18 protein-coding genes and 1 tRNA gene are annotated in these 16,205 nt (G+C 62.1%); 7 read left to right on the forward strand and 12 right to left on the reverse strand.

Annotation, left to right across the window (positions count from 1 at the left end; all coding sequences use genetic code 11):
* Positions 1–50 precede the first annotated feature (50 nt).
* The 3 genes from HRU92_RS14705 to HRU92_RS14715 form a co-directional block, all read right to left on the reverse strand.
* Positions 51–557, reverse strand: a complete 507-nt coding sequence (locus tag HRU92_RS14705) for a GNAT family N-acetyltransferase (protein ID WP_248307152.1) — start codon at positions 555–557, stop codon at positions 51–53.
* A gap of 64 nt (positions 558–621) precedes the next feature.
* On the reverse strand, positions 622–2,388 hold the full coding sequence (gene rpsA / locus HRU92_RS14710; protein WP_282567568.1) for a 30S ribosomal protein S1: 1,767 nt from the start codon (positions 2,386–2,388) through the stop codon (positions 622–624).
* Positions 2,389–2,482: 94 nt separating this feature from the next.
* A complete protein-coding gene (locus HRU92_RS14715; RefSeq protein WP_172121758.1) occupies positions 2,483–3,127 on the reverse strand; it encodes a (d)CMP kinase in 645 nt (214 codons plus the stop codon).
* Positions 3,128–3,257: 130 nt separating this feature from the next.
* Between HRU92_RS14715 and HRU92_RS14720 the strand changes: the two genes are divergently transcribed.
* The 4 genes from HRU92_RS14720 to HRU92_RS14735 all read left to right on the forward strand — a co-directional run bounded on the left by HRU92_RS14720 (position 3,258) and on the right by HRU92_RS14735 (position 5,684).
* A complete protein-coding gene (locus HRU92_RS14720; RefSeq protein WP_127755047.1) occupies positions 3,258–3,659 on the forward strand; it encodes a TIGR02300 family protein in 402 nt (133 codons plus the stop codon).
* A 140-nt stretch (positions 3,660–3,799) separates the two neighbouring features.
* Positions 3,800–3,875, forward strand: a tRNA-Ala gene (locus HRU92_RS14725).
* Positions 3,876–4,025: 150 nt separating this feature from the next.
* The gene (pncB, locus tag HRU92_RS14730) at positions 4,026–5,330 is read left to right on the forward strand and encodes a nicotinate phosphoribosyltransferase (protein WP_172121759.1); all 1,305 of its coding nucleotides are present in this window, start codon (positions 4,026–4,028) and stop codon (positions 5,328–5,330) included.
* 102 nt (positions 5,331–5,432) lie between these two features.
* Complete coding sequence (locus HRU92_RS14735; RefSeq protein ID WP_172121760.1) at positions 5,433–5,684, forward strand: hypothetical protein; 252 nt, start codon at positions 5,433–5,435, stop codon at positions 5,682–5,684.
* Between the two features lie 312 nt (positions 5,685–5,996).
* Here HRU92_RS14735 and HRU92_RS14740 read toward each other — a convergent pair whose 3' ends face one another.
* The 3 genes from HRU92_RS14740 to tsaB form a co-directional block, all read right to left on the reverse strand.
* Positions 5,997–6,398 (reverse strand): Fur family transcriptional regulator, encoded by a 402-nt coding sequence (locus HRU92_RS14740; protein WP_127755392.1) that lies wholly within the window; start codon positions 6,396–6,398, stop codon positions 5,997–5,999.
* Positions 6,399–6,483: 85 nt separating this feature from the next.
* The gene (rimI, locus tag HRU92_RS14745; protein ID WP_127755050.1) at positions 6,484–6,963 is read right to left on the reverse strand and encodes a ribosomal protein S18-alanine N-acetyltransferase; all 480 of its coding nucleotides are present in this window, start codon (positions 6,961–6,963) and stop codon (positions 6,484–6,486) included.
* Positions 6,960–7,577 carry a tRNA (adenosine(37)-N6)-threonylcarbamoyltransferase complex dimerization subunit type 1 TsaB gene (gene tsaB / locus HRU92_RS14750; protein WP_172121762.1) on the reverse strand — a complete coding sequence of 206 codons (618 nt, stop codon included), beginning with the start codon at positions 7,575–7,577 and terminating at the stop codon, positions 6,960–6,962. The genes rimI and tsaB overlap by 4 nt, the downstream gene beginning before the upstream one ends.
* 136 nt (positions 7,578–7,713) lie before the next feature.
* Between tsaB and lnt the strand changes: the two genes are divergently transcribed.
* Positions 7,714–9,327, forward strand: coding sequence for an apolipoprotein N-acyltransferase (lnt, locus tag HRU92_RS14755; protein WP_172121763.1), 1,614 nt, complete (start codon positions 7,714–7,716; stop codon positions 9,325–9,327).
* Between the two features lie 4 nt (positions 9,328–9,331).
* Here lnt and pheT read toward each other — a convergent pair whose 3' ends face one another.
* From pheT to rpmI, 5 genes are all read right to left on the reverse strand, one after another.
* Positions 9,332–11,755, reverse strand: coding sequence for a phenylalanine--tRNA ligase subunit beta (pheT, locus tag HRU92_RS14760; RefSeq protein WP_172121764.1), 2,424 nt, complete (start codon positions 11,753–11,755; stop codon positions 9,332–9,334).
* An 11-nt stretch (positions 11,756–11,766) separates the two neighbouring features.
* Complete coding sequence (locus HRU92_RS20885; protein WP_173088425.1) at positions 11,767–12,810, reverse strand: ASCH domain-containing protein; 1,044 nt, start codon at positions 12,808–12,810, stop codon at positions 11,767–11,769.
* 5 nt (positions 12,811–12,815) lie between these two features.
* Positions 12,816–13,946 (reverse strand): phenylalanine--tRNA ligase subunit alpha, encoded by a 1,131-nt coding sequence (pheS, locus tag HRU92_RS14770; RefSeq protein ID WP_172121765.1) that lies wholly within the window; start codon positions 13,944–13,946, stop codon positions 12,816–12,818.
* Between the two features lie 105 nt (positions 13,947–14,051).
* A complete protein-coding gene (gene rplT / locus HRU92_RS14775) occupies positions 14,052–14,453 on the reverse strand; it encodes a 50S ribosomal protein L20 (RefSeq protein ID WP_127755055.1) in 402 nt (133 codons plus the stop codon).
* 23 nt (positions 14,454–14,476) lie between these two features.
* On the reverse strand, positions 14,477–14,677 hold the full coding sequence (gene rpmI, locus HRU92_RS14780; protein ID WP_127755056.1) for a 50S ribosomal protein L35: 201 nt from the start codon (positions 14,675–14,677) through the stop codon (positions 14,477–14,479).
* A gap of 260 nt (positions 14,678–14,937) precedes the next feature.
* Between rpmI and HRU92_RS14785 the strand changes: the two genes are divergently transcribed.
* Entirely contained in the window at positions 14,938–15,357 is a 420-nt protein-coding gene (locus tag HRU92_RS14785) for an Hsp20 family protein (protein ID WP_172124737.1), read from the forward strand.
* A 14-nt stretch (positions 15,358–15,371) separates the two neighbouring features.
* The gene (locus HRU92_RS14790) at positions 15,372–15,659 is read left to right on the forward strand and encodes a DUF1150 family protein (RefSeq protein WP_173088427.1); all 288 of its coding nucleotides are present in this window, start codon (positions 15,372–15,374) and stop codon (positions 15,657–15,659) included.
* A gap of 37 nt (positions 15,660–15,696) precedes the next feature.
* Here HRU92_RS14790 and ptsN read toward each other — a convergent pair whose 3' ends face one another.
* The gene (ptsN, locus tag HRU92_RS14795; RefSeq protein WP_127755058.1) at positions 15,697–16,164 is read right to left on the reverse strand and encodes a PTS IIA-like nitrogen regulatory protein PtsN; all 468 of its coding nucleotides are present in this window, start codon (positions 16,162–16,164) and stop codon (positions 15,697–15,699) included.
* Positions 16,165–16,205 lie beyond the last annotated feature (41 nt).

Raw genomic sequence — 16,205 nt, forward strand, 5'->3', positions numbered from 1 at the left:
GCCCGCCAAGCGGTAGCGAGGCGGGCCCGGGAAAGCAAGCATGCGGCGGGTCAGCTCAGTTGCCGCACCATATATTGCGCGGCGTCTTCATAGCTCAGCAGCGCTTCGCGCAACTCGGGCACATCAACAGGGACGAAGCCTTGCCGGCTCCAGAACGGCGCCGAGCCATTGACGGCGGCAAGGCTAGCCGTGGCAAAGCCGGCGCGCTTGGCATGGTCCAGCACCTGCTCGACGATCACTCCAGCCGCTCCATGGCCGCGAGCCTGGGGCAGAAGTGCCAGATCGTGCAGATAATAGGTTCGCGGCCCGCTCGGCAGGGTGCCGTAAAGCTGATTGAGCTTCGGCATGGTGCCGGCAGTCCAAGGGTGGGTGAGGAAATAACCGCTCGGTGCGCCATTGATGTCCAGCAGCCAGGCGCCATCCGGGTACAAGGCGCGGCGCTCGGCAAACACCGCAAGATCCTCGGGAAAGCTAGGATGCACGCAAGCGGCAATAGCTTGCACCGCCGGCAGATCCAGCGTCGTCATGCCCCGCCAGTGAATACCCTTGCTTGTCATGGCATACCCGCAAAAGAAAGGACCCGCGCTAGAAAGCGCGGGTCCAGATGGCATGAAGCCGATCTTAGTTGTTGTCGCGACCCTTGAGCGCAGCGCCCAGGATGTCACCGAGCGAAGCGCCCGAATCGGAGGAACCGTAATTGGCCACGGCTTCCTTTTCCTCGGCAATTTCCAGCGCCTTGATCGAGAGCTGGATGCGCGAGGTCTTGCGATCGTACTGGGTGACGCGTGCGTCGACCTTTTCGCCCTTGCTGAAACGCTCGGGACGCTGGTCGTTGCGATCACGCGACAGGTCGGCGCGGCGGATGAAGGCCGTCATGTCGCTATCGGCCAGCTTGACTTCAATGCCGCCATCGTTGACGTCGATCACGGTGCCGGTGACCACAGCGCCCTTGCGGATGCCGCCGGTCTCGCCCTCAGCCGAGGATGCAGTCTCGCCGGTGGCTAGCTGCTTGATACCCAGGGAGATACGTTCCTTCTCGACATCGACGTCGAGCACCTTGGCCTGCACCATGTCGCCGCGGTTGTAGTCGTCGAGCGCGATTTCGCCGGACTTCTGCCAATCGAGGTCGCTGAGGTGCACCATGCCGTCCACATCGCCTTCGAGGCCGATGAACAAACCAAATTCGGTCTTGTTCTTGACTTCGCCTTCGATGACCGAACCCACGGGGAACTTGTCAGCAAACGATTCCCACGGATTGGCCAGGGTCTGCTTGAGGCCAAGCGAGATACGGCGCTTGTCGGGATCGACCTCGAGCACCACCACTTCCACTTCCTGAGAGGTGGAGACGATCTTGCCGGGGTGGACGTTCTTCTTGGTCCAGCTCATTTCTGAGACGTGGATCAGGCCTTCAATGCCTGGCTCCAGCTCCACAAACGCACCGTAGTCGGTGATGTTGGTGACGCGACCGGAGAACTTGGCGTTGATCGGGTACTTGGCTTCGATGCCTTCCCACGGATCGGCCTGCAACTGCTTCATGCCCAGGCTGATGCGGTGCGATTCGTGGTTGATGCGCACGATCTGGACCTTGATGGTCTCGCCGATCGTGAGCACTTCGGACGGGTGATTGACCCGGCGCCAAGCGATGTCGGTGACGTGGAGCAGACCATCGATACCGCCGAGGTCCACGAACGCACCGTAATCGGTGATGTTCTTGACCACGCCGTCGACAACCTGACCTTCTTCCAGCTGCTGGACGATTTCCGAACGCTGTTCAGCGCGGGATTCTTCCAGAATGGCGCGACGCGACACGACGATATTGCCGCGGCGCTTGTCCATCTTGAGGATCTGGAAGGGCTGGGGAACGTTCATCAGGGGAGCGATATCGCGGATTGGGCGGATATCGACCTGCGAGCGCGGCAGGAAGGCGATGGCGCCTTCGAGGTCGACCGTGAAGCCGCCCTTGACCTGGTTGAAGATCGTGCCTTCAACGCGCTCGTTATTGTTGTACATTTCTTCGAGCTTGACCCAGCTCTCTTCACGGCGGGCCTTCTCGCGGCTCAGCACCGCTTCGCCCATCGCGTTCTCGACGCGATCGACATAGACTTCCACGACCGAGCCGACGGTGATGGTGCCGTCACGGCCAGCCTGGCCGAATTCCTTGAGCGCAATGCGCCCTTCGGTCTTTAGACCGACATCGATGATCGCCAGATCCTTTTCGATCGCGACCACGGTTCCCTTAACGACGGTGCCTTCCAAAGGCTCGTTGTCGATGAACGAGTCCATCAACAGGGATTCAAAATCTTCTTTAGTCACAGTTTGCTGTGCCAAATTCATCTCCAGATGCGCCGGCGGTTGGGGGTTGGCATTGTCGCAATGGGGGCTCGCCATCTGTTGGTCAGATGCCGGCGCGCGGGCGCCCGATCGGAACGGCAATGTTGGGTATTCTGCCCGGCAGCCGAAGCCTGCATGCACAAGGATTGAATTAGGGCACGAGCCCTGCCTTGCGCCTGATGGCTCCATCGACAATAGCGATGGCCGCGCGGAGTGCGGCTTCTATATCGAGAAGCGTGGTGTCGAGCAAGTGCGCGTCCGCTGCCTTGTAAAAACCGCCATGGGGATTGGCCATGTCCCGGGCATCCCGCTCTTCTATTTGGTGATAAAGGGCGTAGCGATCAACCACCTGACCGCGCATTTCCAGCTGGCGGGCTCGCCTTTCCATGCGCGCCTTGGAATCAGCCTGGATAAAGAGCTTAGCATCCGCCTCGGGGCAGATCACGGTACCGATGTCGCGACCATCGAGTACGGCACCGCCCTCCTGCAGGGCAAACTGGCGCTGATAGTCAAAGAGTGCCTGACGGACTTCTCCAATCACGGCGACTTTGGACGCCAACTGGCCCGCCCGCGCCGAAAGCAGTAGTTCGGACTGCAAGTCCCCCTCATCAAGCTTCCGGGCCGCTGCGATGGCGCGGTTCTGAAAATCCGGGGCGTCCTCAAAGCCGTCCACCGCCTGCCCGACAGCGCGGTACAACAGGCCCGTATCCAGATGCGGCAGCCCGTAATGGCGGGCGAGGCCGCTCGCGAGCGTGCCCTTGCCCGAAGCAGCGGGTCCGTCGACGGCGATGATCATGGCTTTCTCCGGGCGGCTGGAACGGCGGGGCGGGCTTAGCATTTTCGGTTTGACAGGGGCAAGGTTTGCCCATAACCGGACGAGCCAATGCGGGGCTTGCCCCGCGCTCTCCCATCGACGAGGACCACCCATGGCCAGTTCCGAACGCGGCACCAAGCGGACCGATCCCGACACCGGCAAGAAGTTCTACGACCTCAACATGGACCCGATCGTTTCGCCTTATACCGGCAAGAGCTATCCGCGGTCCTACTTCGAGCAGGTGCTGGTCGGCAAGGCTTCCCCGGCAACCGCCCGGAAAGTTGAGGAAGAAGACGAGACGGAAGAAGAAGACGAGGTCGTGGACGCGGCAGCGCCCGAGATCGTTTCGCTCGAGGACGCCGATGCTGAAGAAGCCGGCGAGGACGAGATCCCTGATGTCGAGGATGTCGAGGTCGACGAGGAACTCGGCGACGACGAAGACGTGTTCCTGGAAGAGGAAGACGACGAGGACGACAGCCTGGCATTCGATGTTGGCGGCGACGAGGATCGTTGATTTCGCTTGAATTTTTTCGCCGGCCAAGCTTTCGGCCGGCGAAATAAAAAAGTGTCATTTAGGCACTTGCAAGGGGACGGAGCATCCAATAGGTTCCGCCTCGCTTCGGACGGGAATGACCCGGACGAACCCGAAAAGATGGGGCCATAGCTCAGCTGGGAGAGCGCTTGCATGGCATGCAAGAGGTCAGCGGTTCGATCCCGCTTGGCTCCACCAATCCTTCGATAACTTCCCTGACGAGACTTGTCTCGGGGTTGAGCCCCGCTCGAGGGTTCTCAATCACTCGGCGACCCAACCCGCTGCAGCCGCTTTCCATCCACCGCCCGCCGCGCTACAAGGCGGCCGCGTCAGCTGGAGGTGAACCGCGTGCCCACAACAGATATCGCTCGGCGGGTCTATGATCATACCTGGAAGCTCGACCCGATCATCCGGAGCCTTCTGGACACCGACTTCTATAAGCTATTGATGCTTCAGATGATCTGGGGCTTGTACCCCAAGATCGACGTCACCTTCTCCCTGATCAACCGCACCCGCTCGGTTCAGCTTGCCCATGAGATCGACATCGCCGAGTTGCGCGCCCAGCTTGATCACGCGCGCACTCTGCGCTTCTCCAAAAAGGAAATGATCTGGCTGGCCGGCAATACCTTTTACGGCTCGCGCCAGATTTTCGAGCCAGCCTTTCTGCAATGGCTCGAAGACTTCCGGCTGCCGGAATACCATCTGGAGCAGCGCGACGGTCAGTTCGTGCTGGAATTTCCAGGCAAGTGGTTGGAAACCTCGATGTGGGAGATTCCCGCACTTTCAATCATCAACGAGTTGCGCAGCCGGGCCGCGATGAAGCGCTACGGGCCCTTCACGCTTGATGTGCTCTACGCCCGGGCCAAGGCCAAGATGTGGGAAAAGGTGGAACGGCTGCAAAAGCTGCCGGAATTGCGCATTTCCGATTTTGGCACACGCCGTCGCCATTCTTTCCTCTGGCAGCGCTGGTGCGTCGAGGCGCTCAAGGAAGGGATCGGGGAAGCTTTTACCGGTACCTCCAATGTCATGCTGGCCATGGATACCGATCTCGAGGCTCTCGGCACCAATGCGCATGAGCTCCCAATGGTCCTCGCGGCGCTGGCCAAGACCGATGACGCCCTGCGCCAGGCCCCCTATGGCGTGCTGCAGGACTGGGAAAGCTATTATGGCGGCAATCTCAAGATCGTGCTGCCCGATGCCTTCGGCACTGATTCCTTTCTCAAGCATGCCCCCGATTGGGTTGCCGACTGGACTGGCTTCCGCCCAGATAGTGCCCCCGCTATTGCCGGCGGCGAACGCATCATCCGTTGGTGGCAGGAGCGGGGGCGCGACCCGCGTGACAAATTGCTGATCTTTTCCGATGGGCTCGATGTCGACATGATCGAAGAGGCCTATTTGCACTTCGACGGGCGCGTGCGCATGGCCTTTGGCTGGGGCACCAACCTGACCAATGATTTTGAAGGCTGCGCGCCAGAGCCCAATCCGGGACTGGACCCAATTTCGATCGTCATCAAGGTCAGCGAGGCCAATGGGCGGCCGGCGGTCAAGCTGTCCGATAATCCGGCCAAGGCAACTGGCGAGAAAAGCGAAATTGAGCGTTATCTGCGCGTTTTTGGTGATGCTGGTCGCGTAGAGCACGCCGTGCGCGTTTGACCCTCCCGCACGCTGTGGAGAACCGCCTTTAGTTCGAGGCGGTTAACTGGGCTGGAACGCTAAACGTCCAGCATCGTTGCCTGTCCACAGGGCCGTAACCGTTTGACTTACCAACTTATCGACATTGCCGTAGCGCATAAAAGCGCCCATCCCCGCTTGCCTCACCGCGTAACTGGCAAGGTGCGCGCCGTGCTGACCGAAATACGCGATGGGCGCGAACAGCGCCACGATCTGGATATCCCGGTTTGGGCCAACACGTCCGAAACCATGAGCGAAGAAGATATCGACATGGCCTTGCTGGTGAAAGCCGCCGACATTTTGGCGCGGCTGAAATCGAAGCTCGATCAGGTATAGGGCTGATTGCCTGTGGTCTGCAGGAAGGCGCGGTAGGCGGGCGAAAGGCCGGGAAAAGTCTGAGCGTTTTGAGCCTCTGCCGCGGCTCGTGGGGCAGGGGAAGGGTAGAGCCGGGCCGCCCTCCGCCGGCGACGATGCTCTTGGCGCTCATCCACTGCAAACCACAGCACGGCGGGCACCACTAGCGTCCAGATCGCGATCAATTGCCAAGCCACGCCAACCTCCCTGCAGCGCCAGCAAGGATGCTGTACTCGTCGAAGGCTCGTTAACGCTAGAAGGCTCGGCGGTTAGTGTTAACTTGGGACGGCAGTGCTACTGCGGCTCGCCCTTGGCGGGCTTGGATCCGGTTTCGATCGGCACGGCATAAAGCTCAAGGCGATGATCCACCAGCCGGTATCCCAGCCGCTTGGCAATCACTTCCTGGATCGCCTCGATTTCCTCGTTGCGGAACTCGATCACCCTTCCGCTTCGAACATCGATGAGGTGGTCGTGGTGCTCGTCGGGAATCAGTTCGAACCGGGCGCGTCCATCCTTGAAATCGTGCTTGGTGACAAGGCCGGCTTCCTCAAACAGGTTGAGCGTCCGGTAGACTGTGGATAGTGAGATGCCGGCGTCGATCGCCGCTGCGCGCCGGTGCAATTCCTCGACGACGGGATGGTCAGCACTGTCCTGGATCACGCGGGCGATGATCCGGCGCTGGTCGGTCATGCGCATGCCCTGCGCCACACAGGCCTCTTCCAGGGTCGGTTCGCTGCTGGTCTTGCTCACAAGCGGGTCCTGCCAAGGCTATGGGAAGGAGTTAGCCAAGATCGGCGGCCATGACAAGCGCGGTGGCTGCCGAACCATCCGGGCGGGGATAATAGCCCTTGCGCCTACCCACTTCCACAAAGCCATGACTGCGATAAAGTCGCAGCGCTGCACTGTTGCGCTCATCCACTTCCAGGAACATGCGGCGGGCATTGGTAAACAGCAGATCATCCAGAGCCGCTCGCAGCAGAGCCTGGCCCACCCGCTTGCCCCGCCATTTAGGCTCAACGGCAATGCTGAGCAATTCCGCCTCATCACCAATCAGTCGCACCAGGATGAAACCGGCAACTTGGCGCCGTGGGTCACAGGCGACCAGGGTAGTGCATTCCGTTTCCTGGAGGAAGTCGGCAAACTCCTCGCGAGACCAGCCACGAAAGAAGCCCTGGGCGTGAATAGCGGCCAAGACCTCGGCATCGCCTACCTGGGCGGGCTCCACATGCAGGCCATGCGGCCCCAGCCACAGCTTTCTCACGGGGCGAGCCGGGGTATGCGGGCGGCAGCCTGGGGCTTGGCATCTGCTTCGCGCACATAGGCAGCTTCCGGGGGATAGTCGGCCGGATCAGCGGTAGCCCCAAAGCGGGCCAGCAAGCTGACATCGATGAAGGGGCCGCGCAGCAGAGTTGCCCCTGCTGGCACCGCAGCTTCCGCTTGCGCCATGGGCAGCAATTGCGCTGCACCGGCCGGAACGCCTCTAGTGCTGAAAGTCTGGGAATAGGCCTCACCCCGCCGCGCATCGAGCAGCACCGCTATCGGCCCCTCGCTTGGAGCGGAGAGGGACAGGGCCAAAAGGGTCGGGGCACCCACCACCGGGATGCCCCGGGCCAACGCTATGCCTCGGGCAGCGGAAAGCCCGATCCGCAAGCCGGTAAAGGAACCGGGCCCCGTCGAGACGGCCACCCGCCCGAGATCGGCATAACCCAACCCATTGCGCTCCAGCAGCGCCGCGAGCCGCCCGAAGATCAATTCGGCATGGCCGGTGGCGATCTCGTCGACTAGCACATCCACGCTTCCATCCGCGAGCAGCACAGCGAGCTGCAGCCGGGGCGCAGCAGTATCAATGGCGAGGGTGATGGGCAGGGTCTGCATAGCTATCGCTCTAGCGGCGTCGTCCTTCGGTGTCGAGACCGATCAACTCGCCAATGTGCCTCGGGCAGCGCCTTGACGCTGGGGCTTTGCGCAGCCAGCTTGCGCCCATGCACCCCGATTCGCGCAGTAGTTCGCAATGACCTGGCTGGCCGAGACCGCCATGCTGAGCCATGGTTGGCGCCGTTTCATGCTGCTTGTGCTGGCCGGGGCGATGGCAGGGCTCGCTGTGCCCCCCTTGTTCGTGTTGCCGGCGCTGTTCCTGGCGTTTCCCGTCTGGGTCTGGTGCCTTGATGGTGCCGAGCATGGCCGCGGCTGGCGGCGATTGTTCGGACCAGCCTTCGCCATTGGTTTTGCTTTCGGCTGGGGCTATTTCACAGTCGCGTTGCACTGGTTGGGCGCGGCTTTCTTTGTGGACGGCGGCGTCATGCTGGTGCTGATGCCCTTTGCCATCTTGGCCCTTGCTGCTTTGATCGCCTTGTTTTGGGGGTTGGGCAGCGCTGGCGCGCACCTACTCTGGTCCACCGGACCTTGGCGCATTGTGACGCTCGCGACCTTTGTGACCGCCGCCGAATGGGCGCGCGGCCATGTGCTGACCGGCTTTCCGTTCGACCTGCTTGGCTATGCCCTGACGCCTACAACCGAGATGATGCAGGCGACGGCCCTTGTGGGCGTTTATGGCCTCACCTTTGTTGCGGCCCTCCTGGCAATGACGCCGGCCCTGATCTGGCCTGCTGACGGGCGCCCGCTGTCGCGGCGGCTGCTTCCGTTCTTCCTGTCGCTGGCGGTCCTGGCTGGCCAGCTAGGCTATGGCTTCAACCGGCTGGCAGGCACCCCGGTCGCCGAGCGTACCGATATCGCCATGCGCCTGGTGCAGCCTTTGGTGTATGAGCATGCCAACTGGGCCCGGGTGGATCCGGCTGGCCTCATCGACCGGCTGCTGATGCTGTCGGAAATCCGGATGGATCCGCAGGACCAGGGTCTTGCCGACATCACCCATCTGGTTTGGCCCGAATCTAGCCTACCCTTCTTTGTGGCGTCCTATCCCGATGCGCTGGCGCGGATTGCGCGCATGCTGCCGGACGACACCATCCTCCTCACCGGGGCGCCGCGCCAGCAGTTTGCTCCGGGCGCGACCAGTCCGTCGGGTCCGCCCTTCAACGCCATTCTGGCGATCAACAGCGACGGTGAGGTGATCGAGAGCTACGACAAAGCTCACCTGGTGCCCTTTGGCGAGTTCCTGCCCTTTCAGGACTTCTTTGCCCAGCTTGGCATCAAGCAGTTCGTGCCCGGCGCGGAAGGCTGGGGCCATGGCGATGCGCGCCGGCGCTTGCTGAACCTGCCGGGAACGCCGTCCCTATTGGCGCTGATCTGCTACGAAATCCTGTTTTCCGGTGATCTGGGGGACACGGCCGAAGCCCAGTTTTTGTTCAACATCACCAATGATGCCTGGTTCGACGGCTCGATCGGTCCGGCTCAACACGCCCATCACGCCCGGGTGCGGGCGGTGGAAGAGGGGATAAGCCTGATCCGGGCGGCCAATACTGGCATTACCTTTGCCACGGATCCGCTGGGCCGCATCACCGGGCAACTGGCGCCCCTGGAGATGGCCGCGCTCGATGTGCGCCCGTCCGAACGGCTGGCCAGCACACCGTTTGCCCAATGGCGCCATTGGCCCTTGCTCTCGGTTCTGGCGCTGGGCCTGTTGATCTCTGTGCTGGCCTGGCGCGCCGAGCGGCCCCGCCGGCGCTAGGCTCCTAGGTCCGGAGCACGCCGCCGCTGGCCTTCGTGACGGCATTGACCACGGCGGCCGAAACCTTTTCGATCTGCTCGTCGGTCAGGGTTTTGTCGGTAGGCTGCAGCGTTACCGCGATCGCCACTGACTTCTTGCCCTCGCCGACGTGGGTGCCTTCATACACATCGAACACCTCGACGCCGGTAATCAGTGCCTTGTCGGCACCACGGGCGGCCTTGATGATCGTCCCGGCGGACACCGACTTGTCGACCACAAAGGCGAAGTCACGGCTCAGGGGCATGAGGCTGGAAAGCGGCAGGGCCGGCTTGGTGCGCGTCGGCTTGCGGCGGGGCTCGGGCAAGGCATCCAGATCGATCTCGAAGGCTGCGACGGGCCCAACAAGATCAAGCTCGGCACTAAGGGCCGGGTGCAGCTCGCCAAACCAGCCCAGCGTCACCTTGGGTCCGAGCGCCAGGCGCCCGCCACGGCCGGGATGGCTCCAGGAGGCGGCTTCGGGCAGCACCTGCACCTTCTCGATATCAACCCCAAGCGCATCGAGCACGGCCGCGAGATCCGCCTTGGCGTCGAACACGCCAACGGGTTCCGCCTTGCCGTCCCAGCGGCGACCGCTGCCGGTCAGCTTGGCCGTGCCGGTGCGAATGCCAGTGGCATAGGTGTGCTGGCCTTCGGGAGCGTCGGACAGGAACACCTGCCCGACCTCGAATAGGGCAAGATCCTCAATGCCGCGATTGGAATTGCGCCGCGCTGCAGCCAGCAGGCCCGGCAGCAGGGAAGGGCGCATATCGGTCATATCGGAAGCAATGGCATTGGCCAGCTGCAGGGTCTCTCCGCCTCCGCCGAAGCGCAGGGCTTCCTTGTGCGAGATGAACGACCAGGTGACGGCCTCGTCCAAACCGCGGGCGGCCAGCAGGCGCCGCGCAATACGCCGCCGGTTCTGCATGGTCGTCAACACGCGCGGGGCGACGTGGTGCAGCCGGGGCAGCGGCTCGACGGGGACGGCATCAACGCCCACCATGCGCATCACTTCTTCTACGATATCGGCCTTTTGCGTGATGTCGGGCCGCCAGCTGGGCACTGCGACATCGCGCGTCTCACCACCGCCGGTCACAGCAAAACCGAGACGTTCGAGGATGGCCTCGATCCGGCCGGGTTCAACCGTCAGGCCGGTCAGGCGCTTGACCTCCGGAAGCGGGAATTCTACCCGCGTATTGGGGAAGACGTCCTCGCCCGAGATCACCGGCTCAGCCGGCTCTCCGCCGCAAAGTTCCAGCACCAGTCGGGTAGCCAACTCAAGACCAGGTTCGGTCAGCGCCGGGTCAACGCCACGCTCCAGCCGGTAACGCGCATCCGAGACAATGCCGGTCTTGCGTCCGGTCCGGGCAATCAGATCAGGATCCCAGCTGGCGCATTCCATCAGGATCGTGGTGGTGCCGTCGGTGCAACCCGAGCGTTCGCCGCCCATGATGCCGCCAAGGCAGAGCGGCCCCTGCTCGTCGGCGATCACCGTCATGGTTTCGTCGAGTGGGTGGAGCTTGTTGTCGAGACCATCAAGGCTCTCCCCGGGGCGCGCATTGCGCAGCACTGGCTGGCCCACGATTTTGTCGGCGTCGTAGGCGTGGAGCGGACGCCCCCAGCCCAGCGACACCAGATTGGTGATATCCACCACCGCATTGATGGGGCGCAGACCCACCGCGCGCAGGCGGCTTTGCAGCCACTCAGGGGAGGGGCCATTCTTGATGTTGCGAATGACCCGGCCAGCGAATTTGCGGATGGCCTTGGGCTCGCCTTCGGCGAATTGGTGCGGCAGGGGCGCCAATGGGCTCGGACCCTTCGAGGCCACGGGAGACATGTCGGTGCGCTTCAATGTGCCAAGGCCAAAGGCTGCCAGATCCCGGGCTATGCCATAAACGCCAGTGGCGTCGCCGCGATTGGGCGTGATCGAAATGTCAAAGACGACGCCATTGATGCCGGCATAATCGACATAGCGGTGACCGACGGGTGCATCTTCGGGCAGCTCGATGATGCCATCATGGTCGCTCGACAGGTCGAGCTCGGCCGCCGAGCACAGCATGCCATTGGAGGCGGCGCCGCGAATATTGCCTACCCCGATAGTCATGTCCTTGCCCGGGATATAGGTCCCGGGGAACGCGAACACGGTCTTGAGCCCGGTCCGGGCATTGGGCGCGCCGCACACGACATCGATCATCTCGCCGCTGCCCGCATCGACCTTGCACACGCGCAGCCGGTCGGCATTGGGGTGCTGCTCGGCCGAAACGACATGGGCCACCACAAAGCTCTTCAGCGCTTCGCCCTGATCTTCCACGCCTTCCACTTCGAGGCCGATCATGGTCAGCGATTTGCTGATCTCATCCACGGAGGCTGTGGTGTCGAGATGCTCGCGGAGCCATTCAAGGGTAAACTTCATGATCGCATACCTTAACGGAAGTCGCTCTGGCTGCCGGTAATCGGCGGCAGGGCGCGGGAAATCTTGAACAATTCGACAAGGACTCGGGCAAAGCCGCGGGCATCGTCGATCGCATGATGGGTGTGGGCGATATGGCCGTAGAACTCGGCCGGCAGCTTGCTCATCCCCCAATCGAGATAGGGTGCACCACGCAGCGCTCCGGCCATGGTGTAAAGGCACACCCCGCCGCCGCGAAAGATCTGCCGGCCCTTGAAGGGGCCGCTCAGCACTCGCGTGCCGGCAAACTGGTCGAGATAATGGTCCATCCACAGGCCGTCAAACATCAAGGGGGCGGCAGCAAAGACCTTGGGTCCGGGCAGGTTTTCCACCCAATCGGCAAAGCGCGGCAATACCGTTTCGGCGGACTCGGCCCCCGTTGTGGCCGCTGCCCAGGCTTCGGGTTGCGTTTGCCACCAGGCCATGGTGGTTTCGTTGGCCTGCCGATCCGGGCGCGGCTGCAGCACGGCCTCGAACTCGCCATGTAGCGTGCCGTCGGCCTCAACCGCGACGGCGGCAAAGCTCAACATCGAATTGTGCAGCGGCGTCGGGCCGTCCGACTCGATATCGGTGACAATAAAGATTGGCCGCGCCACCTGATTATAGACGGGGCGCCCGGCAGGCAGTACCTCAACGAGCCGAAACTGCTCGCAGACCACCGGCATGTCGGGAGCAAAGCCACCGTTGCGAGCGAAGTAACGCTCATGGCCGGCCCGCCACTCGGCATAGGGGCCCTCGCCCTCAAGGTCGCTGAACTCCGGACCGATCTCATCGAACCGCTTGACCTCGACTGAGAGGGTCTCGATCACCGCCGCAGGTTCCCCCGCTCCATTCAGCACGACATCGCGCCGTCCGGCCTGGGGCAGGGGTTTCTTGCCTGGCCCAAAATCACGCAAGGCGCCGCAGGTTGCCGTCTTCTTGCCGGCAAGCACGAGGGCAAGCAGCTCATCCGCCAGCTCGGGCGAGTCGCCGAAGCTGAACTGGACGGCATCGCGATAAGGGGGCGGCAGGTCAGCCATAACTGTTAGCTCGACAGCCCGCCAAACAAGGTTGGCAGGTCCAGCGGGCGGAACCCATAATGGTCCAGCCAACGCTGGTCGGCGTCAAAGAACTGGCGCAGATCGGGCATGCCGTACTTAAGCATGGCGATGCGGTCGATCCCCATACCCCAGGCAAAGCCCTGATAAACGTCCGGATCGAGCCCGGCATTGCGGATCACATTGGGATGCACCATGCCGCAGCCCAGGATCTCGAGCCAATCATTGCCTTCGCCGATCTTGACCTCATTGCCCGAGCGGTCGCAACGCACATCCACTTCCATGCTGGGTTCGGTGAAGGGAAAAAAGCTCGGCCGGAAGCGCAGCGTCACATTCGGCACTTCGAAATAGGCCTTGAGGAACTCCTCGAGCACCCAGCGCAGCTGGCCGATATGGCTGGACTTATCGATCACCAGCCCCTCCACCTGATGGAACATGGGCGTGTGGGTCTGGTCGGAGTCGTTGCGATAGGTGCGCCCAGGAATCACCACCCGGATCGGCGGATCCATGGACGGCGTGATATAGCTCGCGGCCGGCTTTTCATTGGTTCTCTGCATCACCCGGACCTGGACCGGCGAGGTGTGGGTGCGCAGCAGCTTTTTGACCCCGTCAGGGCCGGGCTTCATGAAAAAGGTGTCATGCATTTCCCGGGCCGGATGGCCTTCGGGGAAATTGAGCGCGGTGAAGTTGTAGTAGTCCGTCTCGATATCGGGACCTTCGGCGATGGAAAAGCCCATATCCGAAAAGATCGCGGTGATCTCATCGAGCGTCTGGCTGATGGGGTGGATGCGGCCCCGGGCGGTCGGTGCCGGCTGCAGGGGCAGGGTAATGTCGACCGTTTCGGCTGCTAGACGTGCTGCGAGCGCTTCGGCCTCGAGCGCTGCCCCCCGAGCTTCGATCAGGCCGGCAATTTCACTCTTGAGCCCGTTGATCGCTGGACCCGCCGATTTACGTTCTTCAGGGGCCATGCTGCCCAGGGACGCTAGCAGCGCCGAAACACTGCCCTTCTTGCCCAGCGCGGCAACGCGAACCGCATCCAGCGCGCCGGCATCGGCGGCAGCGGCAATGGCGTCGGTAAGCTCGGCGCGGAGAAGATCGATCTGCTGATCAAGAGACATGGGGAGATCCGGATTGAGTGAACGCGGTTAGACCAAAACAAAGCGCCTTGCACCAGCCCTTCCGGGTGGCACAAGGCGCAATGATGACCTCAGCGAAGGAGAGTCTTAGGCAGAAACGCGGGCGTGGGTGGTGGCTTCAACGCCTTCCAGATACGCCAGGGCTGCCTTGGCCTTTTCGACCAGTGCGCCGAACGCTGCGGGCTCGGTGATCGCGAGATCGGAGAGCACCTTGCGGTCAACGGCAATCTCAGCCTTGCTGAGGCCGTCGATAAATCGGCCATAGGTCAATCCGTGATCGCGCACGGCAGCGTTGATGCGCTGGATCCAGAGAGCGCGGAAGTTGCGCTTCTTGACGCGGCGGTCGCGGTAGGCGTACTGGCCGGCCTTTTCCACTGCCTGCTTGGCAATGCGGATCGTAGACTTGCGACGGCCGTAATAACCCTCGGCAGCCTTCAAGACCTTCTTGTGACGGGCGTGATTGGTAACGCCTCTTTTAACGCGTGACATGTGTCAGGGTCCTTTCGAGAGCGTTAGCGGTTGTACGGCATGTACCACTTGACCAGCGATTCATCGCCCTTCTGCAGGATTTTGGTCCCACGATTGGTGCGAATATACTTGGCCGAGTGGTTGATCAGGCGGTGGCGCTTGCCGGCGACGCCGGCCTTGACGCGACCGGTTGCCGTGAAGCTGAAACGCTTCTTGGCGCCCGATTTAGTCTTCATCTTGGGCATTTTGCGGGTCCTTGGTGTTACGAGGATAGACAGAGGGCCTATCGCATTCAAAGACCGCCACGGCATGCCTGAGGCCGGGCGGTCAGCAGAAGCCGGCTCTATAGGGCCAAAGGCGGCACAAGGCAAGAGCCTAGCCGTCACCAGCGAGCAAATTGGGCCGCCTTGAACAGCGCGGGGCGCCCACCATATGTTGGCAAGGCGCGTGATGCCGTTCTTTCTGGGTCCGCGCCAATGCGTTGCTTGTGATCAAGGACGGCTGCATGTCGCGTGTCTCGGTGTTTTCTGCGCCCTTTTTGTTGGGCTTCGACAATCTGGAAGAGCGGGTAGACCGCCTGGCCAAGGCTGCCGAAGGCTACCCGCCCTATAACATAGAGCGTAGAACCGCTCCGGATGGGACTGAACAGTTCCAGGTATCGATTGCCGTCGCCGGGTTCTCGCCCGACGATCTGGAAGTGACTGCCGAAGATGGGCAGGTCCTCGTGCGGGGTCGGCAAAAGGAAGATGGTGCGCGTCAGTTCCTGCATCGCGGCATTGCCGCCCGCCAGTTCCAGCGTTCCTTCCTGCTCGCCGACGGCATGATCGTTAGGGATGCAACTTTAAGCCACGGTTTGCTCGTTGTTACCATCGAGCGCCCCCAAGCGCCCAAGATTGCCCGGCGCATTGAAATTCGCTCAGTTTGAGGAAAGGGCCAGTTATGTACGAAAAGCGTAACACTGAAAATTACACTGAGACCTTGGCCAATCCGCTAAAGTCTCTCACGCGGGCCCAGTTTGCCGCACTTGGCGGCAGCGCGGTGGCCTATGTACGGCCCGTGGGCGGCGATGTGCTGTCGGCCATGATCGAGGAATCCGAGTTCAACACTGACGAGGTTTATCAACTCGTCATGTCTGCCGATGGCACACCCTTGCTGGTAACCGATACCGAGGATGCCGTTAGCGAATGGCTCGGCACCCGCAATCTGGGGCTGGCTACCGTCCATTAAAGCGAATCCAACTGGAAGGCCGGCCGCCAACGGCGGCTCACGCGGCGTAGTTGGTGTCCGATGGGCTGCTTAGAATGGCGTAAAGCTGAGCTTCATCGCCGGCGCGGCGCAACTCCTCGACCACGCTTTCGGTGCGCAACAAGCGGGCCACCCGCGACAGCGCCTTGAGGTGATCCGCCCCCGCGCCGGCTGGTGCCAGCAGCATCATGACGAGGTCTACGGGCTGATCGTCGACTGCATCGAACTCGATCGGCTGGTCAAGCCGGGCAAACACCGCCGTCACCTGTTTGATGCCGGCGGTTTTTCCGTGTGGAATCGCGATCCCGTTGCCCAGGCCCGTCGAGCCCAGGGCTTCGCGATTGGTAATGGCATCAAGGATGTCGTTGCGCTCGAGTCCCGTCAGTTCGGCGGCCCGTTGGGCAAGCTCTTGGAATAGCTGCTGCTTGGATTGCACTCCCGTACAAGCAAGCACCGCGCGTTCAGCCAGAATGTCGGCCAACTCCATCACTATAGCCTTAATCTAGATTATTCTTGGTGCAGCAATTA

Origin of the sequence: Devosia sp. 1635, assembly GCF_013185955.1 — a bacterium.
Lineage (GTDB): Bacteria > Pseudomonadota > Alphaproteobacteria > Rhizobiales > Devosiaceae > Devosia.